The following is a 21,792-nucleotide window of genomic DNA, read 5'->3' on the forward strand; positions in this document are numbered from 1 at the left end:
ACGCGCTCCACGCTCCGCCGCCGCCGGAAACTCGCCACCGCCGCGCCCTGGCCCGGCGCGAACCGCGAGCCGAAGGCGGGCCACCGGCGGCGCGCCGACGACACTGGCAACTGGCAACGACGACCACCACCCGTGCGGGGCCCTCCGTCGAAGACCCAGGGCACCCATCGCCCCAACGGAGAGGCCGATGAGCTCGTCATCCCCCGCGGCGCCCCGGACCGCCCGGCAGACCTCCCCGGCCGGCGCCGGCACCAGCGCGAAGGGCGAGAAGCTCGACCCGGCGCTGGTCCGGCTCGCGCTTGTCATCCTGGTCGGCGTCGTCGCCGTGCAGCTGGATGCGACGATCACCTCCGTCGCCATCCAGACCCTCGGCAAAGAGTTCGACGTCGGCGTCTCGACGATCCAGTGGGTCTCCACCGGCTACCTGCTGGCACTGGCGATGGTGATCCCGCTGACCGGCTGGTCGGTCGAGCGGTTCGGCGGCAAGCGGATGTGGATTCTGTCGCTGGGCATGTTCCTGGTCGGCTCGGCGCTGTGCGGCGTCGCCTGGTCGGCGAGCAGCCTGATCGGGTTCCGGGTGCTGCAAGGCCTGGGCGGTGGTCTACTGCTACCGCTGATGCAAACGATCTTGGCGCAGGCAGCCGGCCCGGCTCAGTTGCCGAAGGTGATGGCGGCGGTCTCCCTCCCGGCGGTCGTGACCCCGGTACTCGGTCCGGTCCTCGGCGGCGTGATCGTCGACAACATCAGCTGGCGCTGGATCTTCTTCATCAACATCCCGGTCTGCCTCATCGCGATCTTCCTTGCCCAGCGCGTCCTGCCGGCCACCCGGGCAAGCGAACGCCATCCGCTCGACGTCGTGGGCCTGGCGCTGCTCTCCCCCGGCCTGGCCGTCGCCGTCTACGGCTTCTCGGAGGCTGGCAGCAAGGGCAACTTCGCCAACGCGCATGTGCTGGTCCCGATGCTGATCGGGCTTGCGCTGCTCGCCGCCTTCGCCGTGCACGCGCTGCGCACCAAGGTCGAGCCGATCATCGACCTGCGGCTGTTGCGCAACCCGGCGTTCCTCGGTTCGACGACCCTGATGTTCCTGTTCGGCATGTCGCTGTTCGGCGCGATGTTCCTGACGCCCCTTTTCGAGCAGATTGCCCGCGGTCGGGACGCGACCGGCGCCGGGCTGCTGCTCGCGCCGCAGGGCCTCGGCCTGGGAATCGGGATGATCTTGGTCGCTCCACGGGCGAACAGGATCTCCCCGCGCGTAATGGTGATCTTCGGCCTCGCTCTGACCGTGCTCGGCTCGATCGCCTATACCCAGGCCGGCCGCGGCCCGAGCGAGTGGCTGCTCGGGTTCTCGCTGGCCGTGCGGGGCGTCGGCATGGCCGTGACGATGATCCCGGTGATGACCGCGACCTACCACGGGCTGCGCCACGACCAGATCCCGCGGGCGACCACGGCGTCGCGGATCCTGCAGCAGATCGGCGGCTCGATCGGCACCGCGGTGCTCGCCGTCGTCCTCGCGACCCAGATCCGCGGGCACGCCGGCGCTGGCGCCTCGATCGCGGTGGCGGGTGGCTCGGGGGATGGGCCGATCCCCAGCTGGGTCGCCGACGCGTTCGGGACGACGTTCTGGCTGCCGGTGATCTTCACGGTCGTCTCGGTACCGGCGGCCTTCCTCCTGCCCAGGCGCCTTGCCGGCGCCGAGGCCGCCGTGGCCGGGCCCGCGGCGACGACCGAGCCCGCCGGCGTCGGCGCGGCCGTGTCCGTATCCACGGACGGCGTCGAGATCGTGACAGCCGCGCCCAGCGTGACGGCGGGCGCGACGGAGGCCGTCGCGATCGAGGCGAACGCGGACGGGCAGGAGCCGTCGTCGCCGCCCCCGGCCCCACGGTCGGCCCCCGAGCACGCGTCTCCGACCGCCGTGCCCGACTGAGCGGCGCCGACACCCAGTCCCGCCTTTCGCGGGGGTGAGGGTCGCCGACGCGCCCCTCACCCCCACATCTCGTCATCGGCCCGATGGCGAGAGCCGGCTAGCGCGGGGCCATGCGGATGGCGCCGTCGAGGCGGATGACCTCGCCGTTGAGCATCGGGTTGGCGACGATGTGCTCGACCAGCGCGGCGTACTCGTCCGGGTCGCCGAGCCGGCTGGGATGCGGAGTCTGCCTGCCCAGGGACTCCTGCGCCTCCTTCGGCAGGCTCGCGAGCAGCGGCGTCGCGAACAGGCCGGGCGCGATCGTGACGACGCGGATCAGCTTGTCGGCGAGGTCACGGGCGATCGGCAGCGTCATGCCGGCGATGCCGCCCTTGGATGCCGAGTACGCCGCCTGGCCGATCTGGCCGTCGAACGCCGCGACCGACGCCGTGTTGACGATGACGCCCCGCTCGCCACCGGGCAGCGGCTCGGTGCGCGCGATCCGCTCCGCGCCGAGGCGCAGCACGTTGAACGTGCCGATCAGGTTGACGCCGACGACCTTGGCGAACAGGTCCAGCGGGTGGACACCCGCCCGGCCGAGCACCCGGGCCGGCGGGCCGATGCCCGCGCAGTTCACCACCAGGCGCAGCGCTCCCAGCTGTTCGGCCAGGTCCAGGGCCGCGGCGACCGCGCCCTCGTCGGTGACGTCGGCCGCGGCGAACCGGGCTCGCTCGCCGAGTTCCGCGGCGGCCTGCTCACCCGCGCTGGTCGGCAGGTCGAGCAGCACCACGCTCGCCCCGGCCTTGGTCATCCGACGGGCCGTCGCGAGCCCGAGGCCCGAGGCGCCGCCGGTGACGACGGCTACCGCACCCGCTATCTCCACGTGTCCTGCCCCTTCATGTTCATGCTCTCCTGGTGCGTCGCCATCCTGGTTCGCCGTCGCACACGCACAGCCCATCATAATGAGCACTCACTCATAAGCGCTCCCGACTCACGCCGTGCCGGAGCTCCGGCCTATGCCCGTGCCGGCGCCTCGGCCTAGGCGGCGGCCCGGGCGTCGGCTTAGGCCTGGGCCGCTGGCTGCTCACCAAGCCAGTCGGCGAAGACCTCGTCCGTGTCGGCGCCCTTAGACGGCGGCGAGGTCGGGGTGCCGGGAACGGTGCGCGAGAACCGCGGCGCCGGCGCTGGCTGCTCGATGCCGTCCATGGTGAGCAGCGTGCCGCGGGCGGCTAGGTGTGGATGGGATCCCGCCTCGGCCCAGGTCAGCACTGGGGTAACGCAGGCATCTGTGCCGTCAAAGACGGCCGCCCACTCATCCCTGGTCTTCGACAGGAAGGCCCCGGTAAATCGGGCGCGCAGCTCCGGCCAGCCCGCACGCTCGTTCTGGCCGGGCAGGCCGGCGTCAGCGAGCCCGAGGCCGGCGAGCAGCGCGTCGTAGAACTGTGACTCGATCGCGCCGACCGCGACATAGCGGCCGTCCGCGCAGACATACGTGTCGTAGTACGGCGCACCGCCGTCGAGGACGTTGACCCCGCGCTCGTCCGACCAGAACCCGTCGCCGCGCCAGCCCCACATCATCTGGGCCAGCACGCTCGCGCCGTCGACCATCGCCGCGTCCACGACCTGGCCGGCACCGGACCGCTCCCGCTCCCAGAGCGCGGCGAGGATGCCGGTGAGCAGGAACATCGAGCCGCCGCCGAAGTCGCCGACGAGGTTGAGCGGCACCGTCGGCTTGCCGTCCCTCGGGCCGATCGCGTGCAGGACGCCGGTGATGGAAATGTAGTTCAGGTCGTGGCCGGCCGTGTGCGCCCATGGGCCCTCCTGGCCCCAGCCGGTCATCCTGCCGTAGACCAGGCGCGGGTTGCGCTCCAGGCACACGTCGGGGCCGATTCCGAGTCGCTCGGCCACGCCGGGCCGATAGACCTCGATGAGTACGTCGGCCCGCTCGACGAGCGCGAGCAGTCGTTCCGTGCCCGCGGGGTCCTTGAGGTCGAGGACGACCGAGCGCCGGCCGCGCAGCAGCTGGTCACCGGTCTTCGGAGCGCCCTGCACACCGCCGCCGCTGGGCCGGTCCACCCGGACCACGTCGGCGCCGAGATCGGCGAGCACCATCGCCGCATGCGGTCCCGGCCCGATCCCGGCGAGCTCCACCACCCGCAGGCCGGCCAACGGCCCCGTCGACGCCCCGGCCCCCGTTGCGGCATCGCCGGACGTCGACGCTCCAGCGCCTGGCTCCATCGGCTCGTCACTCCCTCTCCGAACAGTTCGCTGTGCGGACGGCGCGCGCCGGCCGCGGGCCGCGGCCGCGGCCGCGCCCGGCCGCCGGCCCCGCCGGCATGCGGGGACGGGCTGACTCTCGCCGGGGGACGGGGCGTTGGCGCGGAACCGCTCCAGACCTCTCCAAGACCGCTCCGGGCGTAGGCCTAGAACCCATTTCGGCGACCGCAGACTGGTTTACCGCCGTGACCCCGCCGCGTCCACCGATCGGTCACGGCACGGTGACGACGGCGAACGGGCGGGCAGGCTGTCAGGCGTACGGCTCGCCGCGCTCGGCTCGCGCCACCAGCGGCGCGGGCGGGGCGAAGCGGGCGCCGTGGCGGGCCGCGAGCGCGCGCGCCCGGGCCACGAAGCCGGCCACCCCGCCGGGATAGCCGTTGACGTACCGAAGGGCCCCGCCTGTCCAGGCCGGGAAACCGGCTCCGGTCAGCGAGGCGACGTTCGCCGCCGCCACCGAGCCGATCACGCCCTCGTCGAGGCAGCCGACGGTCCACAGCGCCACGGCGAACAGCAGCCGCTCCTTCAGCTCCTCGAACGCGATCCCGGCCGGCTCCCCGACAGGGTCCCCGGCGCCGTCCCCGCCGCCGTCCCCGCCGCCGTCCCCGCCGCCATCGCCGTCGCCGTCCTTGCCGAAGTGCTCCCGCAGCCCCTTCCACAGGCCCGCGCGCCGGCCGTCGGCGTATTCATAGAACCCGGCGCCAGAAGCACGGCCGGACCGGCCGAACTCCTCGACCATCCGGTCGAGCACCGCGAGCGCCCCGTGGTCCTGTCCCGTGGCGACGGCCCCTCCGCCCGCCGGCGCCTCGGCCACGGCCACGGCCACGGCGACCGCCGCCGCCGCCTGGACGGTGGCGAGCGTGAGCTCGTCACACAGCCGCAGCGGCGATGAGCGGAAGCCGGCCTGCATGCCGGCCTGCTCGACGGACGGCGCGGGCACGCCCTCGCCCACCATCGCGGCCGCCTCGGCGAGGTACGCGCCGAGCAGGCGGTCGACGAACGCCTTCGGCGCCTCGAACCGTGCCCGGCCGCCCGGACCATCCGCCGAGGCCGCGCCTTCGGCGACGACCCGGCCCATGTCCACGAAGAACGCCTGGACGAGGTTCTTCGACGCCTGGCTGGTCACCAGCTCGGCGAAGTAACGCGACTCGACGACGCCCGCGGTGTCGACGTCGAGCTGGGCACCCTCGACCGCGGCGGCAAGGATCGCGGGCCCCGCGACCTGGGCCGCCCCGGCGGGCTGGCGGCGCAGGCCCGCGGGCAGCGACGCGAGCGCGGCGGCGAGCGCGGGGCTCGCCGGGCCGCCACCGGGAATCTGGTAGCCCGGGATGTCCCAACGCGCCACCGGTGCCGGGTTCGCCCGGATCCAGGCCTTCGCCGCCGGCACCAGTTCGTCCCGCGTGGCGACCAGCCCGTCGACGAGCCCCAGGGCGCGCGCTCGCGCCGCGCTGTACCGCTGGCCCTGCAGCAGGACGTTGACCAGCGCGTTCAGCACCCCGAGCAGGCGGACCACCCGCACCACCCCGCCGCCCGACGGCATCAGGCCAAGCGTCGCCTCGGGCAGGCCGAGCTGTGTGCCGGGCGCGTCCAGGGCGACCCGGTGGTGGCAGGCGAGCGCGATCTCCAGCCCGCCGCCGAGCGCGGCGCCTCCGAGCGCCGCGACCACCGGCCGGCCGAGCATCTCCAGCCGGCGCAGATGGTCCCTGCCTACGGTGGCCAGCTCGAACGCGGCCCGCGGGTCGGCCAGCTCGGCCAGCTCACGCAGATCGGCTCCGGTGGCGAAGGTCGGCTTCGCCGACGTCACCACCACGCCGGTGAGCGACGCGCGCTCGCGCTCCAGCCGCTCGATGACGGCGCCCAGCGAACTCCGGAAGGCCGCGTTGGTGGTGTTCGCGGGCTGTCCGGAGTCATCGAGCGTCAGCACGACAATCCCGTCCGCGCCCCGCTCCCACCGGATCACCCCGATCCGTTCGGCCTCATTGCCCGGCTCGCCGCTTCCCGGCTCGCCGCTTCCCGGCTCGCCGCTCCCCCGCTCGCCGGCCGCGAGCTCGGACGGCGGCGGTACTGGCGGCCGGGTCGCCGCGGGCGCCGTCGTCGCCGCGGCCGTCGTGGTCGCGGCTGTCGTGGTCACCGTCGAGGCCGCCACCGTCGAGGCCGTGGATGGCGTCGCGGGCGCCCGCGACGCCTCGGAGGGTGGCGACGCCGCGGAGGGCGACGTTGGGGCGGACGGCGGGTCCGCCACGGAGGTCGACCGTGCTTCGGACGTCGGCTCCGCCTCGGACGTCGGTACCGCTTCGGACGTCGGCTCCGCCTCGGACGTCAGCGCGGTCGACGGCGCTGGCGACGGCTCGGGCATCGGCGTCGTCTCCGGGTCGGGAAGGCCGCGGGCGGCGGCGGGGTGGGCAACGGAGGTGGGGCATCGGAGGCGACTGGTACCGGCGAGCGGACAAGGGGGACGAAGAAAGGATGAACGGGGAGATGCGGCGCGTCGCCACCGGCCCCGGTCCAGGAGACCGTCAGACCCGCTCCAGCAGCGTCGCCACCCCCATTCCGGCGCCCGCGCTGACGCTGACGATCGCCCGGCGGGCGGCGCGCCGCTCGAGCTCGTCGACCGCGGCGATGACGAGCCTCGCACCCGTGGCGCCCAGTGGGTGGCCCAGGGCAAGCGCGCCGCCGTTGACGTTGAGCTTCTCGTCGGGGATGGCCAGGTCCTTCTGGTAGGCGAGCGCGACGGCCGCATAGGACTCGTCCGTCTCGAACAGGTCGACATCGTCGACGCCAAGCCCGGCGCGGGCGAGCAGCGCGCGGGTCGCCGCCGACGCGCCGCCCAGCGCGAGCGTCGGGTCGGACCCCGCTGGCACCACGTCCACGACCCGTGCCCTCGGCGTCAGCCCCAGTTCCTCGCCGGCCCGCTCACCGCCGACGAGGACGAGCGCCGCGCCGTCCGCCGGCCCCGCCGAGCTCCCCGCCGTGTGCGCGTGGTCCACGCGTTCGAGCCAGTGGTAGGCCCAGGTCGCCACCACGTCGAAGCCCGCCTGTTCGCCGGCCTGGGCGAACGCCGCCGGCAGCCCCGCCAGGTGGCCGGCGGCGGCGTCCAGCCGGGACTGTTCGACCAGGACGCCGGCCCCGACCGGTCCGATCCGCTCGTCGTGGTCGAGGACGAGCAGGCCGTGGTCATGGACGGCGACGACCGAGCGAGCGAGAAGGCCGTCGGCCCAGGCGTCCGCGGCCAGCCGGCGCGACCGCAGCGCGTAGGCGTCGAGGTCCGCGCGGGTGAGGCCCGTCAGCGTGGCCAGCAGGTCGGCCGCGACGCCGGCGGGGACGAAGCCGGTCTGGTAGTTGGTCGCCGGGTCGCTCGCCAGCGGCCCGGCGTCCGCGCCCGCCGGCACCCGTGACATCGACTCGACGCCGCCGGCGAGCAGGAGATCGTCCCAGCCCGCGCGCACCCGCGCCGCGGCCAGCGCGACCGCGTCGAGTCCCGACGCGCCGAGCCGGCTGACGACGGCCCCGCAGACGGTGTCCGGCAGGCCCGCGACCAGCGCCGCGGCCCTGGCCAGGTCACCGGCCTGGTCACGGGCCGGGCTGGCGACACCGAGCACCAGATCGCCCAGGCGGCCGACGTCCAGCGTCGGGTTCCGCTTGCGCAGCTCGTCGACCAGACCAGCCACCAGCGAGACCGGCTTCACCCCGCGCAGCGCTCCGTCGACGCGCCCGCGTCCCCAGGGCGTGCGGACCGCGTCATAGATGAAGGCCTCGCCCGTCACCGTGCCAGCCAAGCCCGCCACCCCACCCTGGTCAACCCGTCCACTCCGCCATGGTCACCCCTGTATCCCAGCAGCCCACACCAGGCTTACAGCAGGGTGGCCACCCGGACGGATGCGGCGACGCTCGGACAGAACGGGCGGGATGGGACGCGGTGGGCCGGGACCGGACCGGACGGGCTGCCCGCCGGCCAGCAGATCTGCCGGCAGACCCCCAGATCGCGGACATCCAGATCGCCGACCTCCCAGATCGGCTTCCAGACCTCCCCGATCGCTTACCTCCCAGCAGACCTCCCAGCAGACCTCCCAGATCGCTTCGCGATCCGGCAGGAACCCCGGCTTCGCGATCCGGCAGGAACCCTGTCGCCAATCGGGCAGGGACCCCGGATCCGGCAGGGACCCTGTCGCCGATCCGGGAGGGACCCCGGCTAGGCCGATCCGGCGGGAACCCAGTGGGCGGGGGCGGTGGCGACGTCCTCGAGGAAGGCGATGGTGTGGGCCGCGGTGGCGCGCCAGCTCGTCTCGGTGAGGACCTGGTGGCCGCCGGGGACGGCGACCAGGCGGGCGCGTGAGGCGGTGCGGGTCGTCATCCGGACCACCTGCAGGGGGCTGACCTCGTCGCCGACGCCATGCACGAGCAGGATCGGCAGGTCGGGCAGCGCCCGCGGCGGCGGCTCGGACGGGATCTCGCCCGCGACCGGGCGGTAGAGCAGCGGCAGGCCGAGCAGCACGAGCGCGTCGGTGCGCAGCGCCGGCGAGCCGGCGACGGCGAGCGCTCGCAGCGCGCCGGTGTCCGAGCCGACCAGCGCGAACGGCCGCCCCGGGACCCTGCACTCGCCAAGGGCGAGCGTGCTGTCCTCCCCCATGCCGAGATAGGTCACCTCGTAGCCGTCCAGCGCGAGGCGGAACGCCAGCGGCTCGAAGAGCTCGGCGGACTCGCCGCGACCCGGGAGCACGACGACGGCGCCGCGTGGGTCTCGTTCCGGCTCGGCGCTCGGCCAGGACCGGGTGTCCCGGCGGTGCGCATCGTTCTGCCGAGTCCCCGGTGACGCGGCGTCGGTCCGCGCTCGCGCCTCGGGCGGCCGGGCCGACGGCACGGCCGGAATGAGCGTTGGGGTCATCGAACACTCCTGGTTTCTGGCCGGCACCGCTGCCAGCCGTTGTGCTGCCGGTCGGCGGTCGCCGGCCGTTGGTGCCCACCGGCGGATGCCGGCGCCGGGCGCCACCCGGGCTCCCGCCGGACCCGGGGTCCCTGCCCGATTGGCGACAGGGTTCCTGCCGGATCGCGGAGCGATCTGGGAGGTAAGCGATCGGGGAGGTCTGGGAGCCGATCTGGGAGGTCTGCCGGCAGGTCCGCGATCCGGGAGGTCTGCTGGGAGGTCGGCGATTCGGTGGGCGGGGGTCGTCCCCCGGCCGGCGGGTGCCGCCCAGGGGTGTCGTCCGCCGCTGGCCCGGCGGCCACACCGACCGAGACCAGTGGCATCCCGTGGTACGCGGCGGGGGCGGGGCAGCGCCCACGGGCGGTCTCGCGATTCAGACGACGGCGGACAGTACCGCGCCCGTCGCGGTCGGACGCCGCGGGGGCACGTGTTCACGTTGCGCTTCCGAAACCTGGCCGACGACACAGCGGAGTGGCGCTGGGACGAACTCCGGGCGAAGAGGCGGACAAGTGCCGCGGCGGTCCCGCCGGCCCGTGAGCGGGTCCGAGCGCGGTTCTGGACGAGTCCGATGCCCGCATGGGGCCGCGGCGAACGCGGGACGGCGGGAGCCCGCCGGCGCGATGGCGGGGCGGGCAGGCGACCAGTCGGGAACGCGCAGGTCAGCGGCACCGGGGCGAGAGTACGCCGGCCGCCCGGCTGACGCGGGTCAGGCGGATCGCCGTACCGGGCCGTTCGCCGGAAAGCGGGATGGACACGGCCGCGACGGCGTGATGGGGGCCGCGTGGCGGCCAGACAACAGTCGGGCGTGTTCGGAGAACATGACTCTATGTTCACTGGATCAGTAGAGAATGTCAACGATCGGAGCGCCGCCGGAGACCTCGTCGACGCGGAAGCGAAACATCTTGGATACATAGTGGCACGGCGACGACCATCCAAGCGCACTGGGCAGCCAGCTGGCGACAGCCCGGTGACGCACCGCGAGAACGGCATGAGCGCGGCGCGCACCGGTAGCCACGCGCCGCGTCACGCGCGTACCGGGCGCGTCATGAGAGGTACGAGCGGCACGCCGCGCGACGCGGTGGGGCACCGGTCAGCCGAGCACGCCGCGCGCGACCGCGAGGCCGTAGCGGCGGGCCCCGCCGGAGTACACCGGGCAGACGCCGGCCGGTTCGGTGGGACGCGGGCAGAAGTGTATGCCGTCAGGAGCCCGCACCACGACCCGGCCGTCGGGGCCGCAGGAGTCCTCGGGGGCACAGGGCAGGGTGGTGGTGAACCGGCCGTGGTCGGAGATGGACTGCCCGGCGCGGATCACCCTCGTGTGCGGCGTGGTGCTCGCGATCTGCGCCCAGAGCCGGTCGAGCTCGGTGCGCCCGTCGGCGTCGACGGCCTCCCCGCGCCGCGGCGGCGTCTCGACGAGGCGCACCTCGACGCCGCTTGCGGCCAGCTTCTCGGTCATCGCCGTCACGTCCGCGCGGTAGGCGGCGATGAGGTCGCGCCCGCTCATGCAGGGCGGCCGGTTACCGGAGAAGGCGATCACCGCGATCGTCGGCTGGAAGTCCCGGATCGTGCCCGACACGTCGTCGAGCCAGTTGCACGGCGCGGTGCCACTCCACATCTTCATCAGGATGGCGTGCGCGCCGGCCTGGGTCGCCGCCGCCCGGAAGTCATCCTGCGCCTCGACCATCAGCGAGTCGCCGTACACGACGATCCGCGGGTTCGCCGGCAGGTAGCCACGCAGGACGACCGCGCCCGCGAGCCCGGTAACGGCCACCGCGAGCAGTGCGACGACCTGCCAGGACCAGGACCAGGGCCGGGGTCCGCCGCGTACACGCCCGGCCGGCTCGCCGTGCCGGTGCGACGGCTCTCGTCGCTCTCCCGGCGCTCCGGCCTCGCGCCGCCCGACCGGGTCGGCGCGCCGCTCGAACGCGCCGGGCCCCGAGGGCGTGCCCGTGGAGGCCGACGGGCCGGATGGTGGCGACGGCGGAATTCGCGGAGATCGTTCGGACTGCGCGGTGGACACGGCGCTCCTTGTCCGTAAGGAAGTGCTTTGTCTCCCTTATGGACGCACCGCGCCCAGGGAAAGGTTGAAAGCTGGCGGTGGCCTCTTGATGACACGCGGGTGCCACAGGTCCTCAGGGGGCGGTCGACCGGAGGCCCGCGATCAAGACCGGCAAGGGGTCAATATGGATCAACGCCCTTGAGCACGCCGCAGAACTGACGCAGATGTTCCTTCTGCCGGTCGGTGAGCGGCCGCGGGTCGAAATGCATGATCTCGTTACGGATCCGCCGGACCTCGTCGAGGTCGCGGAGAAACTGCTGGTGATCGACCGTCGCCCAGCTGAGCTTTGCCCACTGGTCGGGCGGGCGCAGCAGCTTGAGGTACTCCCCGAACATCAGGTTGCTGATGCTCGTCGCGTCCGGATTGACGGCTCGCAGGTCCTCAAGGCCGAACCTCAGCCCCAGGCATCGGCGCAGCCGCCGCTCGATCTCACCGATCAGGAAGTAGGGGTGCGCGAGCCGGTCGTAGGCGTTCGCGAGATCAGCGGTCGTGACGATGCCGCAGACCCGGCCGTCGCGCCAGACGACGACGAACCCGCGCTCGGTCACCCTGGGCAGGGTCGCCAGCAGGTCGTCGGTCACCTGGACGCTCTCCACGTCCGGGTCCGTCGCGTTCTCGAGAGTCTGCTGCCTGTGTGAGCCCTGCAACGTCGCGATCGAGCGCCAGGTCACGGCGCCGCGCAGGTTCGACGTTCCGTCCAGGACGGGCACCTGGGAATAGCCCAGCTTCAGCATGAGCGTGGTCGCCTTGGGCAGCGGCGTGCCCGAGGGGACGCTGCGCACGCCACCCGTCGCGCTCGGCAGGTGGCCGACCTTCATCGCGACCCATGGCGGGGCGTCATCCGCGTCGGCCCGCGGCTGCCCGGGCGCACCGCCTTTCTTGCGCCGGCGGTTGCGTCTACGTCCGGCGCCCGCCGGCGCCCCGTCGGACGGCGCCCCATCGGGCGCCGTCCCATCGGGCGCCGTCCCATCGGACCGCGCCACATCGGACCGCGCCACATCGGGCTGCCCCGGCTTCGCCGAGGCGTCCACCGGGCTCCGGGCCGTCTCGTCGGCGCCCTGGGCGGGCGCGGCACCGCCGTCCCCGACGGCCAGCGCGCAGCCGTCACCGTCACCGGCGGCGGCGGCGGCGGGGTCGCTCCGCGAGCTCCCGTCCGGGGCCACGCCGGCCCCGCCACGGTCGTCAACACCCGCGTCCGGGGGCCCGTCAGACGGGCCAGAGCCGGAGTCCGGCTCGTCATCGGGCAGGCCAGAGCCCAGGTCGGACTTCTCCTCGGGCGAGCCGGAGTCAGGCTTCTCGTCGGGCGAGCCGGAGCCGGAGCCGGGCTTCTCGTCGGGCGAGCCGGAGCCGGAGTCAGGCTTCTCGTCGGGCGAGCCGGAGCCGGAGCCGGGCTTCTCCTGGGCGCTCGGGCCGGGTTCCGGCAGCGGGACGACGCGCACGAGCGTGCTCAACGGCCCGCGGGCGAATCCCGGCTGGGTCGTCAGCCCGACGGCCGCGAGGTCCCGGCTGATCCGGGGCACCGCGATGTCGTCGCGGACCCGCTGGCCCCACTTCGCCAGGAGCTGGCCGATCGTCAGCGAGACGTCCCGCAGCGCGCGGATGTCGTCGGTGTCCACCGCGAGCTCCGCCTCAGACGCCGGTCGGGACCGGGCCGCCGGCCAGGCCCGCCGCCGAGGTGCGCACCGCGTGCTTGCCCATCGCGTCGTCGACCAGGTCCAGCAGCCGGGCGGTCCGGTCGGCGTAGAAGGCGTCGAAGTCGGCGGCGCGCAGCAGCGCCGGGTCGATCAGGTGGGTGGCGACCCGGTCGTCGAGCCAGTCGGCCGGGGCACCCGCCTCCCTGGCGAGGACGTCCAGGTACGCGGTCGGCGCGCGGGTGCCCATCCGCTGGCCGGCCTGGTAGGACAGCGCGGTCTTGTTGACGATGCTGCCCATCCGGGCATCCCGGCGCCCGGCCCGCTGGAACCAGGACTTCGGGAAGATCAGCCGGATGTCGACGTCGCGGCCGACGGCGCTGTCGCCGTCGATCGGCGCCTCGGTGAAGTACCAGTCGTAGGCGCCCTGCTTGACCAGCAGCGCGTACAGGCCCTTGTAGGCGGCGCTGTTGCGGGTTGTGAGGGTGGCCAGCCGCTGCTCATGGAAGGTCGCCTCGACGATGGTGTCCGGCTCGGGACCGTCGGCGGTGATCCAGGCGACCACCTGCTCGACGTCGCGCGGGAAGCGGCTCTCGAACGTGCCGCTGTACAGCTCGCCGAGCACGCCGCACCAGTACCAGCGGGCCAGCCGCTCCCGTACCGGCGGCCTGTCGGCCTCCTCGCCGAGGATCACCCGGATCGCGGCGAGGGGGATGAGCTGTGTGCGGTACGGCAGGAACTTCGACTGGAACACGCACTGCTCGCGCAGGAAGACGCCGGTCCAGTCAAACGCGTCGACGACCCGGTCGGCCCATTCCCGGTAGTCGGGCAGCGGCAGGTCGAGCAGGTCGCGCCGCTTGCAGCCGACCGCCGGCGCGGTGCCCGGCGCCACCGCGCCGGCCGCGCGGCGTGCGAGCCATTCGCGTTTACGCAGGTAGGTGACGACAAGGGCGACGGACTGCAGGAAGTCAATGTTCTCCAGGTCGGAGAGCATCTCGTGCTTCTCGACCAGCTCAGTGCGAATCCGCTCCCAGTCGGAGGCGAGATGGAAGTCCTCGCCGGTCTCCTGGAAGTAGCCGATGTCGCCGGCGTACATCGCGGTGAGCAGCTCAAAGACGTTGAGGACGACGCCGCCGGTGTTCACCTTTTCGAAGACCGCGCACACCGCGACCTTGTCCGTCGTCTTCGGAAGCTTGATCATCGGCACCTGGAAACCCGTGATCCGGTGCAGGACCCGCTTCTCGAACTCCGACCAGCGGTCCCAGTTCTCGTCGCCGGGCCGGGATCGCACGAAGCTCCGCTGCCAGGCCACGACCTTGTCGTTGTCGAAGATGATGTTCAGCGGGAACAGGCCGGCCGCGCACTCGGCCTCGGTCGTGGTGAGGTCGAGCCTGATCCTGCGGCCGAAGTCCTCCGTGAGGATCTTCGTCGCCGGTATCGACAGGATCGCCTCCTCCCGGTCCGCCGCCGGGTCGATCGCCCTGTCGAGGTCGACGTAGTACCAGCGCTGGACCGGCTTGCGCCGGGAGTCCTCGGTGTCGACCGGCCGGTCGGCCAGCAGCGCCTGGTAGAGCGAGGTCAGCCGCTGCTGGCCGTCGAGCAGCAGCTGCTCGGGCTCGACGGCGGGCGTGGCGGGCGGTGTGCCGTGCAGGGCCCGGGTGCGGAACCTGGTCACCCCGCCGGTCTCCAGCGTCATCACCACGCCGAGCGGGTAGTCCAGCGTCACGGTGGCCAGAAGTGAGCGGATCCGGTCGTCGTCCCACTTCCAGGATCGCTGGAACTCCGGAAGCTGCACCTTGCCCTCGGCGACGAGAGTCAAGAGCTCACCGAGCCTGATGTTGTCGAGCGCCACGTCCCCCCCTGTCCGCACCCGCCCGCGTCACCCCGCCGCGCCCCTGCCTCCCGACGTCGACGGCAGGCCGAACAACGGCGCGCCGCATCGACGAGGAATGCGCCAACCATATCGAAGCGGAACGAAGCGGAACGGACGGGTCGATTCCCGGGCCGTTTGGTTCGTCTCGGCACGTGGTCGCGCGAGCCGTGGCTCAGCCCAACGCGGAGTGACCGTCGGCGCAGTGGCCGTCGGCGCAGTGGCCGTCGGCGGGCTGGCTGGCGCGGAGGTAGGCAAAGGCGCCGCCGCGGGCGAGCGGCTCGTCGTGCGTGCCCAGCTCGACGGCCTCGTCTCCGGCCGGTTGGCGCGGCGCCGTCAGGAGGTGAGGCGCTGTCAGGAGGTGAGGCGGGCCAGGACGGGTGGGAGGGCGCCGGTGTGCAGGACCGTGAGCGAGCGGGTGGCGCGCGTCAGGGCGACGTACAGGTCGGCGAGCCCCCGGGTCGGCCCGGCGAGCAGCGCCGACGGCTCGACTAGCAGGACGGCGTCGAACTCCAGCCCCTTGCTGTCGGCGACGGTCAGCACCGCCACCCGCGCGTCCAGGACCTCCGCGCCGTCGCCGGCACCCACACCGGGCCCGGCGGCGCCGAGGAGCTCGGGCGCGAGCCGGCACAGCGCGGCGCGCACCGGGCCGGCCGTCTCCGGCGGGCAGATCACCGCGAGCCGGCCCTCGCCGATGATCCCGGCCGTCCGGACGGTCTCGGCGGCCACGGCGTCCGGGAGACCGCCGGGCGAGGGCACCCGCACGGCCAGCGGCTGCTCACCGGTCGAGCGGACCGACTCGGGCGCCGCGGACGCCGACCCGCTCGCGGCCAGCACGTCCGCGGCGACGTCCATGATCTCCCGCGGGGTGCGGTAGTTCACCGTCAGCCTCTCGACCCGGAACCGGTCGCCGACGTGCGGGGTGAGGATCCGCGCCCACGTCGCGGGCGCGCCGGGACGCGCCGCCTGGGCGAGGTCGCCGACCAGGGTCGCGCTGCGCGCCGGGCAGCGCCGCCACAGCAGCCGCCACAGCATCGGCGAGACCTCCTGCGCCTCGTCGACGATGAGGTGGCCGAACGCCCACTCGCGGTCCGTCGCACCCTGCTCGGCCGCCGTCGTCCGCCGGCGCGGGCCGCGCCACCGGTCGGCGACGGTCTCGGCGTCGAGCTCGCCGGCGAGTCCCAGCATCTCCAGGACGTCCTCGGCGTAGCGGCGCTCGGCCGCCCGTTCCCTGGCCGCGCGTGCCTCGGCCGCCTCCCGGCTGCTCTCGTCCGGGTCACCGAGCAGCTCGGCGGCCTCGTCGAGCAGCGCCACGTCGGCGACCGTCCAGGCCCGCGCGCCGCGATCGGCGCGACCGGCGCCGCGCTCGCGGCCCGCGCCCGTCGCGCCGTCGGGCGTGAGGGCTTCGTCCCCGTCGAGGGCACTGAACAGGTCGTCGTGACCGGCGGCGCCCGGCCGACGGGTGCCCTGCAGCAGATCCCGCTCGGCCGGGGTCAGGATCCGCGCGGCGGCCCTGGCGAGCAGGTCGGCGTCGGTGTAGAGACGCTCGAGCAGCTGGAAGGAGCTGAGCCGGGGCCACAGCTCGTTGAGCGCCCGCCGCACGGCCGGGTCTGCCCACAGTCCGTCGCGGACGTCGCGACGTTCGTCGTCGTCGAGCAGCCCGCCGGAGATCTGGCGCACTACCTGGCCGGTCAGCTCGTCGAGCAGCTCTCGCAGGAACACCCAGCGGGCGCCGTTGTGCGGGCGCCGGCTTCGCCGTGCTCTGGTCCGCGCGCGGGCGACGGTATCCCGGTCGAGGCGCAGCGTCCGGTCGTCGTCGTGGACGATCTCGATCGTCCGCCGCGGCAGCCGCTGGTGCTCGCGCACCGCGGCGGCGAGCACGGCCGCCATCCGCTCGTCGCCCTTGACGCTCCCGAGCGCCACCGGGTCGGTCGCGGTCGCCGCGACGCCGGGGAAGAGCCGGCCGGGGGTCGCGAACACCACCCCGGTCTCACCGAGCGAGGGCAGCACCTGGTCGATGTAACGCAGGAACACCGGGCTCGGGCCGACGACCAGGACGCCGGAGCGCTCCAGCCGGGCACGCTCGGAGTAGAGCAGGTAGGCCGCCCGGTGCAGCGCCACCGCGGTCTTGCCGGTGCCCGGGCCGCCGTCGACGACCAGCACCGAGCGGGCGTCCGCCCGGATGATGCGGTCCTGCTCGGCCTGCAGCGTGGCGATGATGTCGCCCATCCGGCCGGTCCGCGGCGCGGACAGCGCCTCCAGCAGCATCGTGTCGCCGGTCGGCCTGTCGGCCTCCGCGGCACCGTCGGTCACGGCGGGCGCCGCGCCCGCGGGACCGACGGACAGCAGGTCGTCGGCGACGCCGGTCACCTCTCGGCCCTTGCTGCGCAGGTGGCGGCGGCGGACCAGGCCGCGCGGCTCGGCGAGCGTCGCCTGGTAGAAGGCGGTCGCGACGGGTGCCCGCCAGTCGACCAGGATCGGCTCCTGCTCGACGTCGGAGAGGCCGATCCGGCCGATGTAGGTGCGCGTCCCGTCAGCGCGGTCCATCGCGCCGAAGCACAGCCGGCCCTCGGCGGCCTCCAGCCGGGCCAGCCGCTCGGCGTGGGTCGCGGCGAACACGTCGCGCTCGACGACCGCCTGCGGCGTTCCGGTGCCCACATCCAGCAGCACCTGCCGCAGCTGGGCGCGGGTCAGGTCGCGGACCTCGTCGAGGCGTGTGTAGAGCAGGTCGACGTAGGCCTGCTCGCGGACGAGCCGCGGGTCACGGGTCGGGGACACTGCGCTCCTCCGCGAGACGAACCGGCACAAAAGGGTACATAGACGATCTGATGTGCTTGCCGGCCGGCCACCGGGAAACGGCCTGCCCACCGACCTGCCCCACCTCGCCGCCCCACCTCGCTCGACGCTGGATCCACGCGTTCGGCGCAGGCACGGCTTGGCGGCCAGATCACGGACCAGCCGGGTCGGCTTCGCCGATCCGGCTGGAACCTTCGGGAGACCCCGGCCCAGCTGCAACCAGAACACAGAAGACTAGCGGGCTCCGTAATCTTCCCGGCGATCTGCCGCACCCGGCCCGGCGTGGCCAGGCACTCGCCCCGCGTCAGCCAGGCACGATGAGCGCCTCCCGCCGAACGACGTCAGCGGTGCGCGGCGGCGTCGATGACCTGGTCGATGTCGTGCTCCAGGCGGCCGCGGACCAACGCGGCGACCAGCAGCGGGAAGTCCTCCCGCTCGACCAGCTCGAGCAGGCGGCGCGGGTCGCCGGGCAGGCCGAGATCCCGGGCGGTCTGGCGGGTACGGGCGTCGACATAGGGGACGAGCTCGTCCCAGCCGGCCTGCGCCTCGCGCAGGAAGATGTCGGCGCCGACCGGCCCGATCCCCTTGATCTGCATGAGCAGCGTGTGTTCCCGGCCGCCGTGGTAGTCGGCCGCGTCACGCACGCCCCGGACGTCACCATCGTAGGTGTCGAGCAGGTAGTGACACGCGTCGCCGAGGACGCGGGCAGTGCTCTCGTCGTATCGCGCGTAGCCGTGCTCGTTGAGCACGCGGACCCGCTGCTCCCAGGCGGTGTCGGCCAGCACCGCGGGGCTCGTCCACCCTTCCGCGAACAGCGCCTTCGACGCATCCAGCGCCGCCGATGACCGGATCCGCGCGCTGGCCAGCGTCGCGAAGACGAGCAGCCGGAACATCGCCTCGGCGGTGTCGGCGGCGACGTCGGCCTCGATGTCCTCGGCGAAGGTTCGGCCGTGCCGGGTCATCAGCTCGGCCAGGACGTCCATCGGATCGGCTCCAGCCATTTCCACGAACTACCCACGACCACGCCGAGTCACTCAGCACACGCACCACGGTGAGCCGCTACCGGCGCACGTGGCCCGCTCTGCAAGGATTTCGCAGGACGATGTTCCCCACCGTGACAAGTCGAAAGTCCGGGGGGTTCGGTGGTAAGAGAGGGTTGATCACGGGTGGGACCGGCGTGCTGACTCCGTTGGGCCCGACGGACCGCCGCGCGGTGGGCAACTACAGGCTCCGCGGTCGGCTGGGCACCGGTGGGATGGGGACCGTCTTCCTGGGTGTAGACGACGACGGCCAGCCGGCCGCGGTGAAGGTCATCCGGTCCGACCTGCTCGACGAGCCGCAGTTCCGCGACCGCTTCCGCCGGGAGGTCACGGCCGCGCGGCGGGTCCGCATCTGTCGCGTCGCCCATGTGCTCGACGCCGACCCGGACGCCGACGAGCCCTGGATGGCCACCGAGTACGTCGAGGGCACCAACCTGCTCACCGCGGTCACCCAGCACGGCCCGCTGCGCGGAGCGAACCTGACCGCGCTGGCCACCGGGCTCGCCGAGGGCCTGGTCGCCGTCCACGCCGCCGGCGTCGTGCACCGCGACCTCAAGCCGGCGAACATCCTGCTCGCCCGGGAAGGCCCGAAGATCATCGACTTCGGGCTCGCCAGGGCCGACGACCTCACCGCCAACACCAGCAGCGGAAGCGTCATCGGCACCGTCGCGTGGATGGCGCCCGAGCAGCTCAACGGCGACCCGGCCACGACCGCGACCGACATCTTCAACTGGGGCATGTGCGTCGCGTTCGCCGCACGCGCCCACCACCCGTTCGAAGGGCAGACGCCCGCCGCGACCGCTATGCGGATCCTGTCCACCCAGCCGGGCCTGGACGGCATGCCGGCCGACCTGCTGCCGATGGTCACCGCCGCCCTCGACCGCGACCCAGGCCGCAGACCCGGCGCCATCGGACTTCTCACCGCTCTCGCCACCCCACGGCGGGCCAGCCCCACAGAGGCGGGCGCGGCCCGCCCACCGCTCGCGGACTGGATCCCTCCGGCCGCGATGCCGCCGCGAGGCGCGCCCGGGGACCCGGCCAGCGCGCCGGCCTCCCGCGGGTCGGCCGCACCGGTCGCGATGGCCTCGGACACGAGGGACGGCGGCGCCCAGGCGGCTGGTTTCAAGCAGACACCGCTCGCCGCGGCCACGGCCGTCGCCGTCGCGGACGCCGAGGACGACGCCGGCGGCCCGGCCGTCGCGGCGGCATCGGCCGTCTCCACGGCGGCCGGCGCGGCGGTCACGCCGCCTTCGGTGGCGCGTGACCAGACGGACCCGTGCTCCGCCTCCGACCATGCCGCCTCCGACCATGCCGCCCCTGCCCCAGGCGCCGCTGGTCTGGACGCTCCCGACGGCGGCGGCTCCGACGCCGACCACGGCGACTCCGACTCCGGCTCCGGCCACGCCGCCCCTGCGTCCTACCGATCCCGCGACACCACGGCGCCGCGTCGTGGCGCCTGGCCGCGGTCCGTGGCGGAAGCCGACGCGGCCGTGCCAGTCGCCGACTGGGACGACGCGGCCCCAGCCCTTCGCCAGCCTGCCGGAGAACCCGCGGCCGCCAGCCAGGACGACGCGCACGACCTCGCTCCACCCAACGGCCCCACAGCGGGCGCGCCTAGCGCCACCGCGCGCCACCGGCCCCGTCGACGGCGGCTGCCGCTCCTGCTCGCGTTGCTGGCGGTCCTGCTGCTGGCCAGCACCGCGCTCAGCCATTCGCTGTTACGCGACGACCACCGGGACGAAACCGCGGGGGGCTCACCTCGCGCCGCCGGCGCCGGCGCGGGCAGCGCTGCCGGCGCCGCGCCCGACACGGGCCTGGCGAGCGCGGTCGGCTCCGCCCCCGCGCCGGGGGCCAGCGACGGGCCAGGCGGGCCGACCGCATCAGCCGCGCCGGGCGCTACCGGCTCCGCCTCGCCCCTTGCCGGGACGGCCGGCCCGGCGGCCGGCGTCGACCCGGCGACATTGCCACGCGCCGCCACCACCGGGCGGCCGCTCGACGAGACCGCGGCCAGCAGGACCACCGTCCTAGGCAACGACGGCGCCGCCATACCCGCCTACCGGGGCCCGTCGACGGGCGGGCTGTTCGGCGGCCAGCTCGGCACGGTGCCCAGCGGCTCGCCCGTCGACGTCTACTGCGGCCTGTACGCCCAGCAGGTCAGCGGGACCACGAGCACCTCGCGGCTGTGGGTCTACACCGGCTCCGGCTGGATCCCGGCCGGCTACATCCAGACCGGCAGCCCAGAGCCCGTCAGCCCACCGGCCTGCGTCGGGACGGTCAGCTCGCCCAAGCTGGGGTCGAACGCCCCCCAACCGGACACCGGCCCATTCCCACTCACCCAAGACGTGTCCATACTCCGGGTCGCCGGGAAGGCCGACTCCAGCCTGACCAGCGGGCGGCTGCGCAAAGCCGAGCCGATCGGCCAGTTGCACGGTGGCGACCTCGTCGTACTGCGCTGCCAGGCGAGCGTGAAGGACACGGGCGAGGTCTGGGACCAGTTGACCTCCGGCGGCTGGATCCAGCACACCCACGTCTACAGCGGCACCTCAGGCTCCCCCGCCCCCGCCTGCTGACCGGCCCGACGAGCCAGCCTCACCACCGGGCCTACGGCCTTGGCCAGACAGCCTCGTATAGCAGCGCGCCGGCCTGGGCCGCGATACACCCACCACGGTAGGCCACTATTAGCGCACTTGGGCCTCTCTGGGAGGATTCAACGGGACGATGGGCCCTACCGTGACAGTCGAAAGTCCGGGGGTTCGGTGGTAAGAGAGGGTTGATCACGGGTGGGACCGGCGTGCTGACTCCGTTGGGCCCGACGGACCGCCGCGCGGTGGGCAACTACAGGCTCCGCGGTCGGCTGGGCACCGGTGGGATGGGGACCGTCTTCCTGGGTGTAGACGACGACGGCCAGCCGGCCGCGGTGAAGGTCATCCGGTCCGACCTGCTCGACGAGCCGCAGTTCCGCGACCGCTTCCGCCGGGAGGTCACGGCCGCGCGGCGGGTCCGCATCTGTCGCGTCGCCCATGTGCTCGACGCCGACCCGGACGCCGACGAGCCCTGGATGGCCACCGAGTACGTCGAGGGCACCAACCTGCTCACCGCGGTCACCCAGCACGGCCCGCTGCGCGGAGCGAACCTGACCGCGCTGGCCACCGGGCTCGCCGAGGGCCTGGTCGCCGTCCACGCCGCCGGCGTCGTGCACCGCGACCTCAAGCCGGCGAACATCCTGCTCGCCCGGGAAGGCCCGAAGATCATCGACTTCGGGCTCGCCAGGGCCGACGACCTCACCGCCAACACCAGC

Annotated in this window: 13 protein-coding genes; 3 read left to right on the forward strand and 10 right to left on the reverse strand. The window is 73.9% G+C overall.

Going from position 1 to position 21,792, the window contains the following annotated elements; translation table 11 throughout:
• Window positions 1-187: 187 nt before the first annotated feature.
• The gene (locus QOZ89_RS37040) at window positions 188-1,924 is read left to right on the forward strand and encodes a DHA2 family efflux MFS transporter permease subunit (RefSeq protein WP_312628583.1); all 1,737 of its coding nucleotides are present in this window, start codon (window positions 188-190) and stop codon (window positions 1,922-1,924) included.
• Window positions 1,925-2,021: 97 nt separating this feature from the next.
• Here QOZ89_RS37040 and QOZ89_RS37045 read toward each other — a convergent pair whose 3' ends face one another.
• From QOZ89_RS37045 to QOZ89_RS37090, 10 genes are all read right to left on the reverse strand, one after another.
• The gene (locus tag QOZ89_RS37045) at window positions 2,022-2,786 is read right to left on the reverse strand and encodes a 3-hydroxyacyl-CoA dehydrogenase (RefSeq protein ID WP_071047996.1); all 765 of its coding nucleotides are present in this window, start codon (window positions 2,784-2,786) and stop codon (window positions 2,022-2,024) included.
• A gap of 179 nt (window positions 2,787-2,965) precedes the next feature.
• Window positions 2,966-4,141, reverse strand: coding sequence for a CaiB/BaiF CoA transferase family protein (locus tag QOZ89_RS37050; protein WP_312628587.1), 1,176 nt, complete (start codon window positions 4,139-4,141; stop codon window positions 2,966-2,968).
• A 289-nt stretch (window positions 4,142-4,430) separates the two neighbouring features.
• Window positions 4,431-6,308: an enoyl-CoA hydratase-related protein gene (locus QOZ89_RS37055; protein ID WP_312628589.1), complete on the reverse strand. Its 1,878-nt coding sequence runs from the start codon at window positions 6,306-6,308 to the stop codon at window positions 4,431-4,433.
• 385 nt (window positions 6,309-6,693) lie between these two features.
• Complete coding sequence (locus QOZ89_RS37060; RefSeq protein WP_491723689.1) at window positions 6,694-7,962, reverse strand: acetyl-CoA C-acyltransferase; 1,269 nt, start codon at window positions 7,960-7,962, stop codon at window positions 6,694-6,696.
• A gap of 404 nt (window positions 7,963-8,366) precedes the next feature.
• Entirely contained in the window at window positions 8,367-9,059 is a 693-nt protein-coding gene (locus tag QOZ89_RS37065; protein WP_071047999.1) for an alpha/beta hydrolase, read from the reverse strand.
• A gap of 1,129 nt (window positions 9,060-10,188) precedes the next feature.
• Window positions 10,189-11,118, reverse strand: coding sequence for a DUF459 domain-containing protein (locus QOZ89_RS37070; protein ID WP_083418396.1), 930 nt, complete (start codon window positions 11,116-11,118; stop codon window positions 10,189-10,191).
• A gap of 158 nt (window positions 11,119-11,276) precedes the next feature.
• A complete protein-coding gene (locus QOZ89_RS37075; RefSeq protein ID WP_312628593.1) occupies window positions 11,277-12,773 on the reverse strand; it encodes a CBS domain-containing protein in 1,497 nt (498 codons plus the stop codon).
• Between the two features lie 13 nt (window positions 12,774-12,786).
• Entirely contained in the window at window positions 12,787-14,658 is a 1,872-nt protein-coding gene (locus tag QOZ89_RS37080) for a GmrSD restriction endonuclease domain-containing protein (protein ID WP_312628595.1), read from the reverse strand.
• A 354-nt stretch (window positions 14,659-15,012) separates the two neighbouring features.
• Window positions 15,013-17,436, reverse strand: a complete 2,424-nt coding sequence (locus QOZ89_RS37085; RefSeq protein WP_312628597.1) for a HelD family protein — start codon at window positions 17,434-17,436, stop codon at window positions 15,013-15,015.
• Window positions 17,437-17,795: 359 nt separating this feature from the next.
• A complete protein-coding gene (locus QOZ89_RS37090) occupies window positions 17,796-18,437 on the reverse strand; it encodes an HhH-GDP family DNA glycosylase (protein ID WP_083418397.1) in 642 nt (213 codons plus the stop codon).
• A 194-nt stretch (window positions 18,438-18,631) separates the two neighbouring features.
• Here QOZ89_RS37090 and QOZ89_RS37095 point away from each other — a divergent pair, with 194 nt between their 5' ends.
• Window positions 18,632-21,064 (forward strand): serine/threonine-protein kinase, encoded by a 2,433-nt coding sequence (locus QOZ89_RS37095; RefSeq protein ID WP_312628599.1) that lies wholly within the window; start codon window positions 18,632-18,634, stop codon window positions 21,062-21,064.
• A gap of 221 nt (window positions 21,065-21,285) precedes the next feature.
• A partial coding sequence (locus QOZ89_RS37100) for a serine/threonine-protein kinase (protein WP_312628601.1) occupies window positions 21,286-21,792 on the forward strand: 507 nt, incomplete at its 3' end.

The organism is Pseudofrankia coriaricola (assembly GCF_032027725.1).
Taxonomy (GTDB): Bacteria; Actinomycetota; Actinomycetes; order Frankiales; family Frankiaceae; genus Pseudofrankia.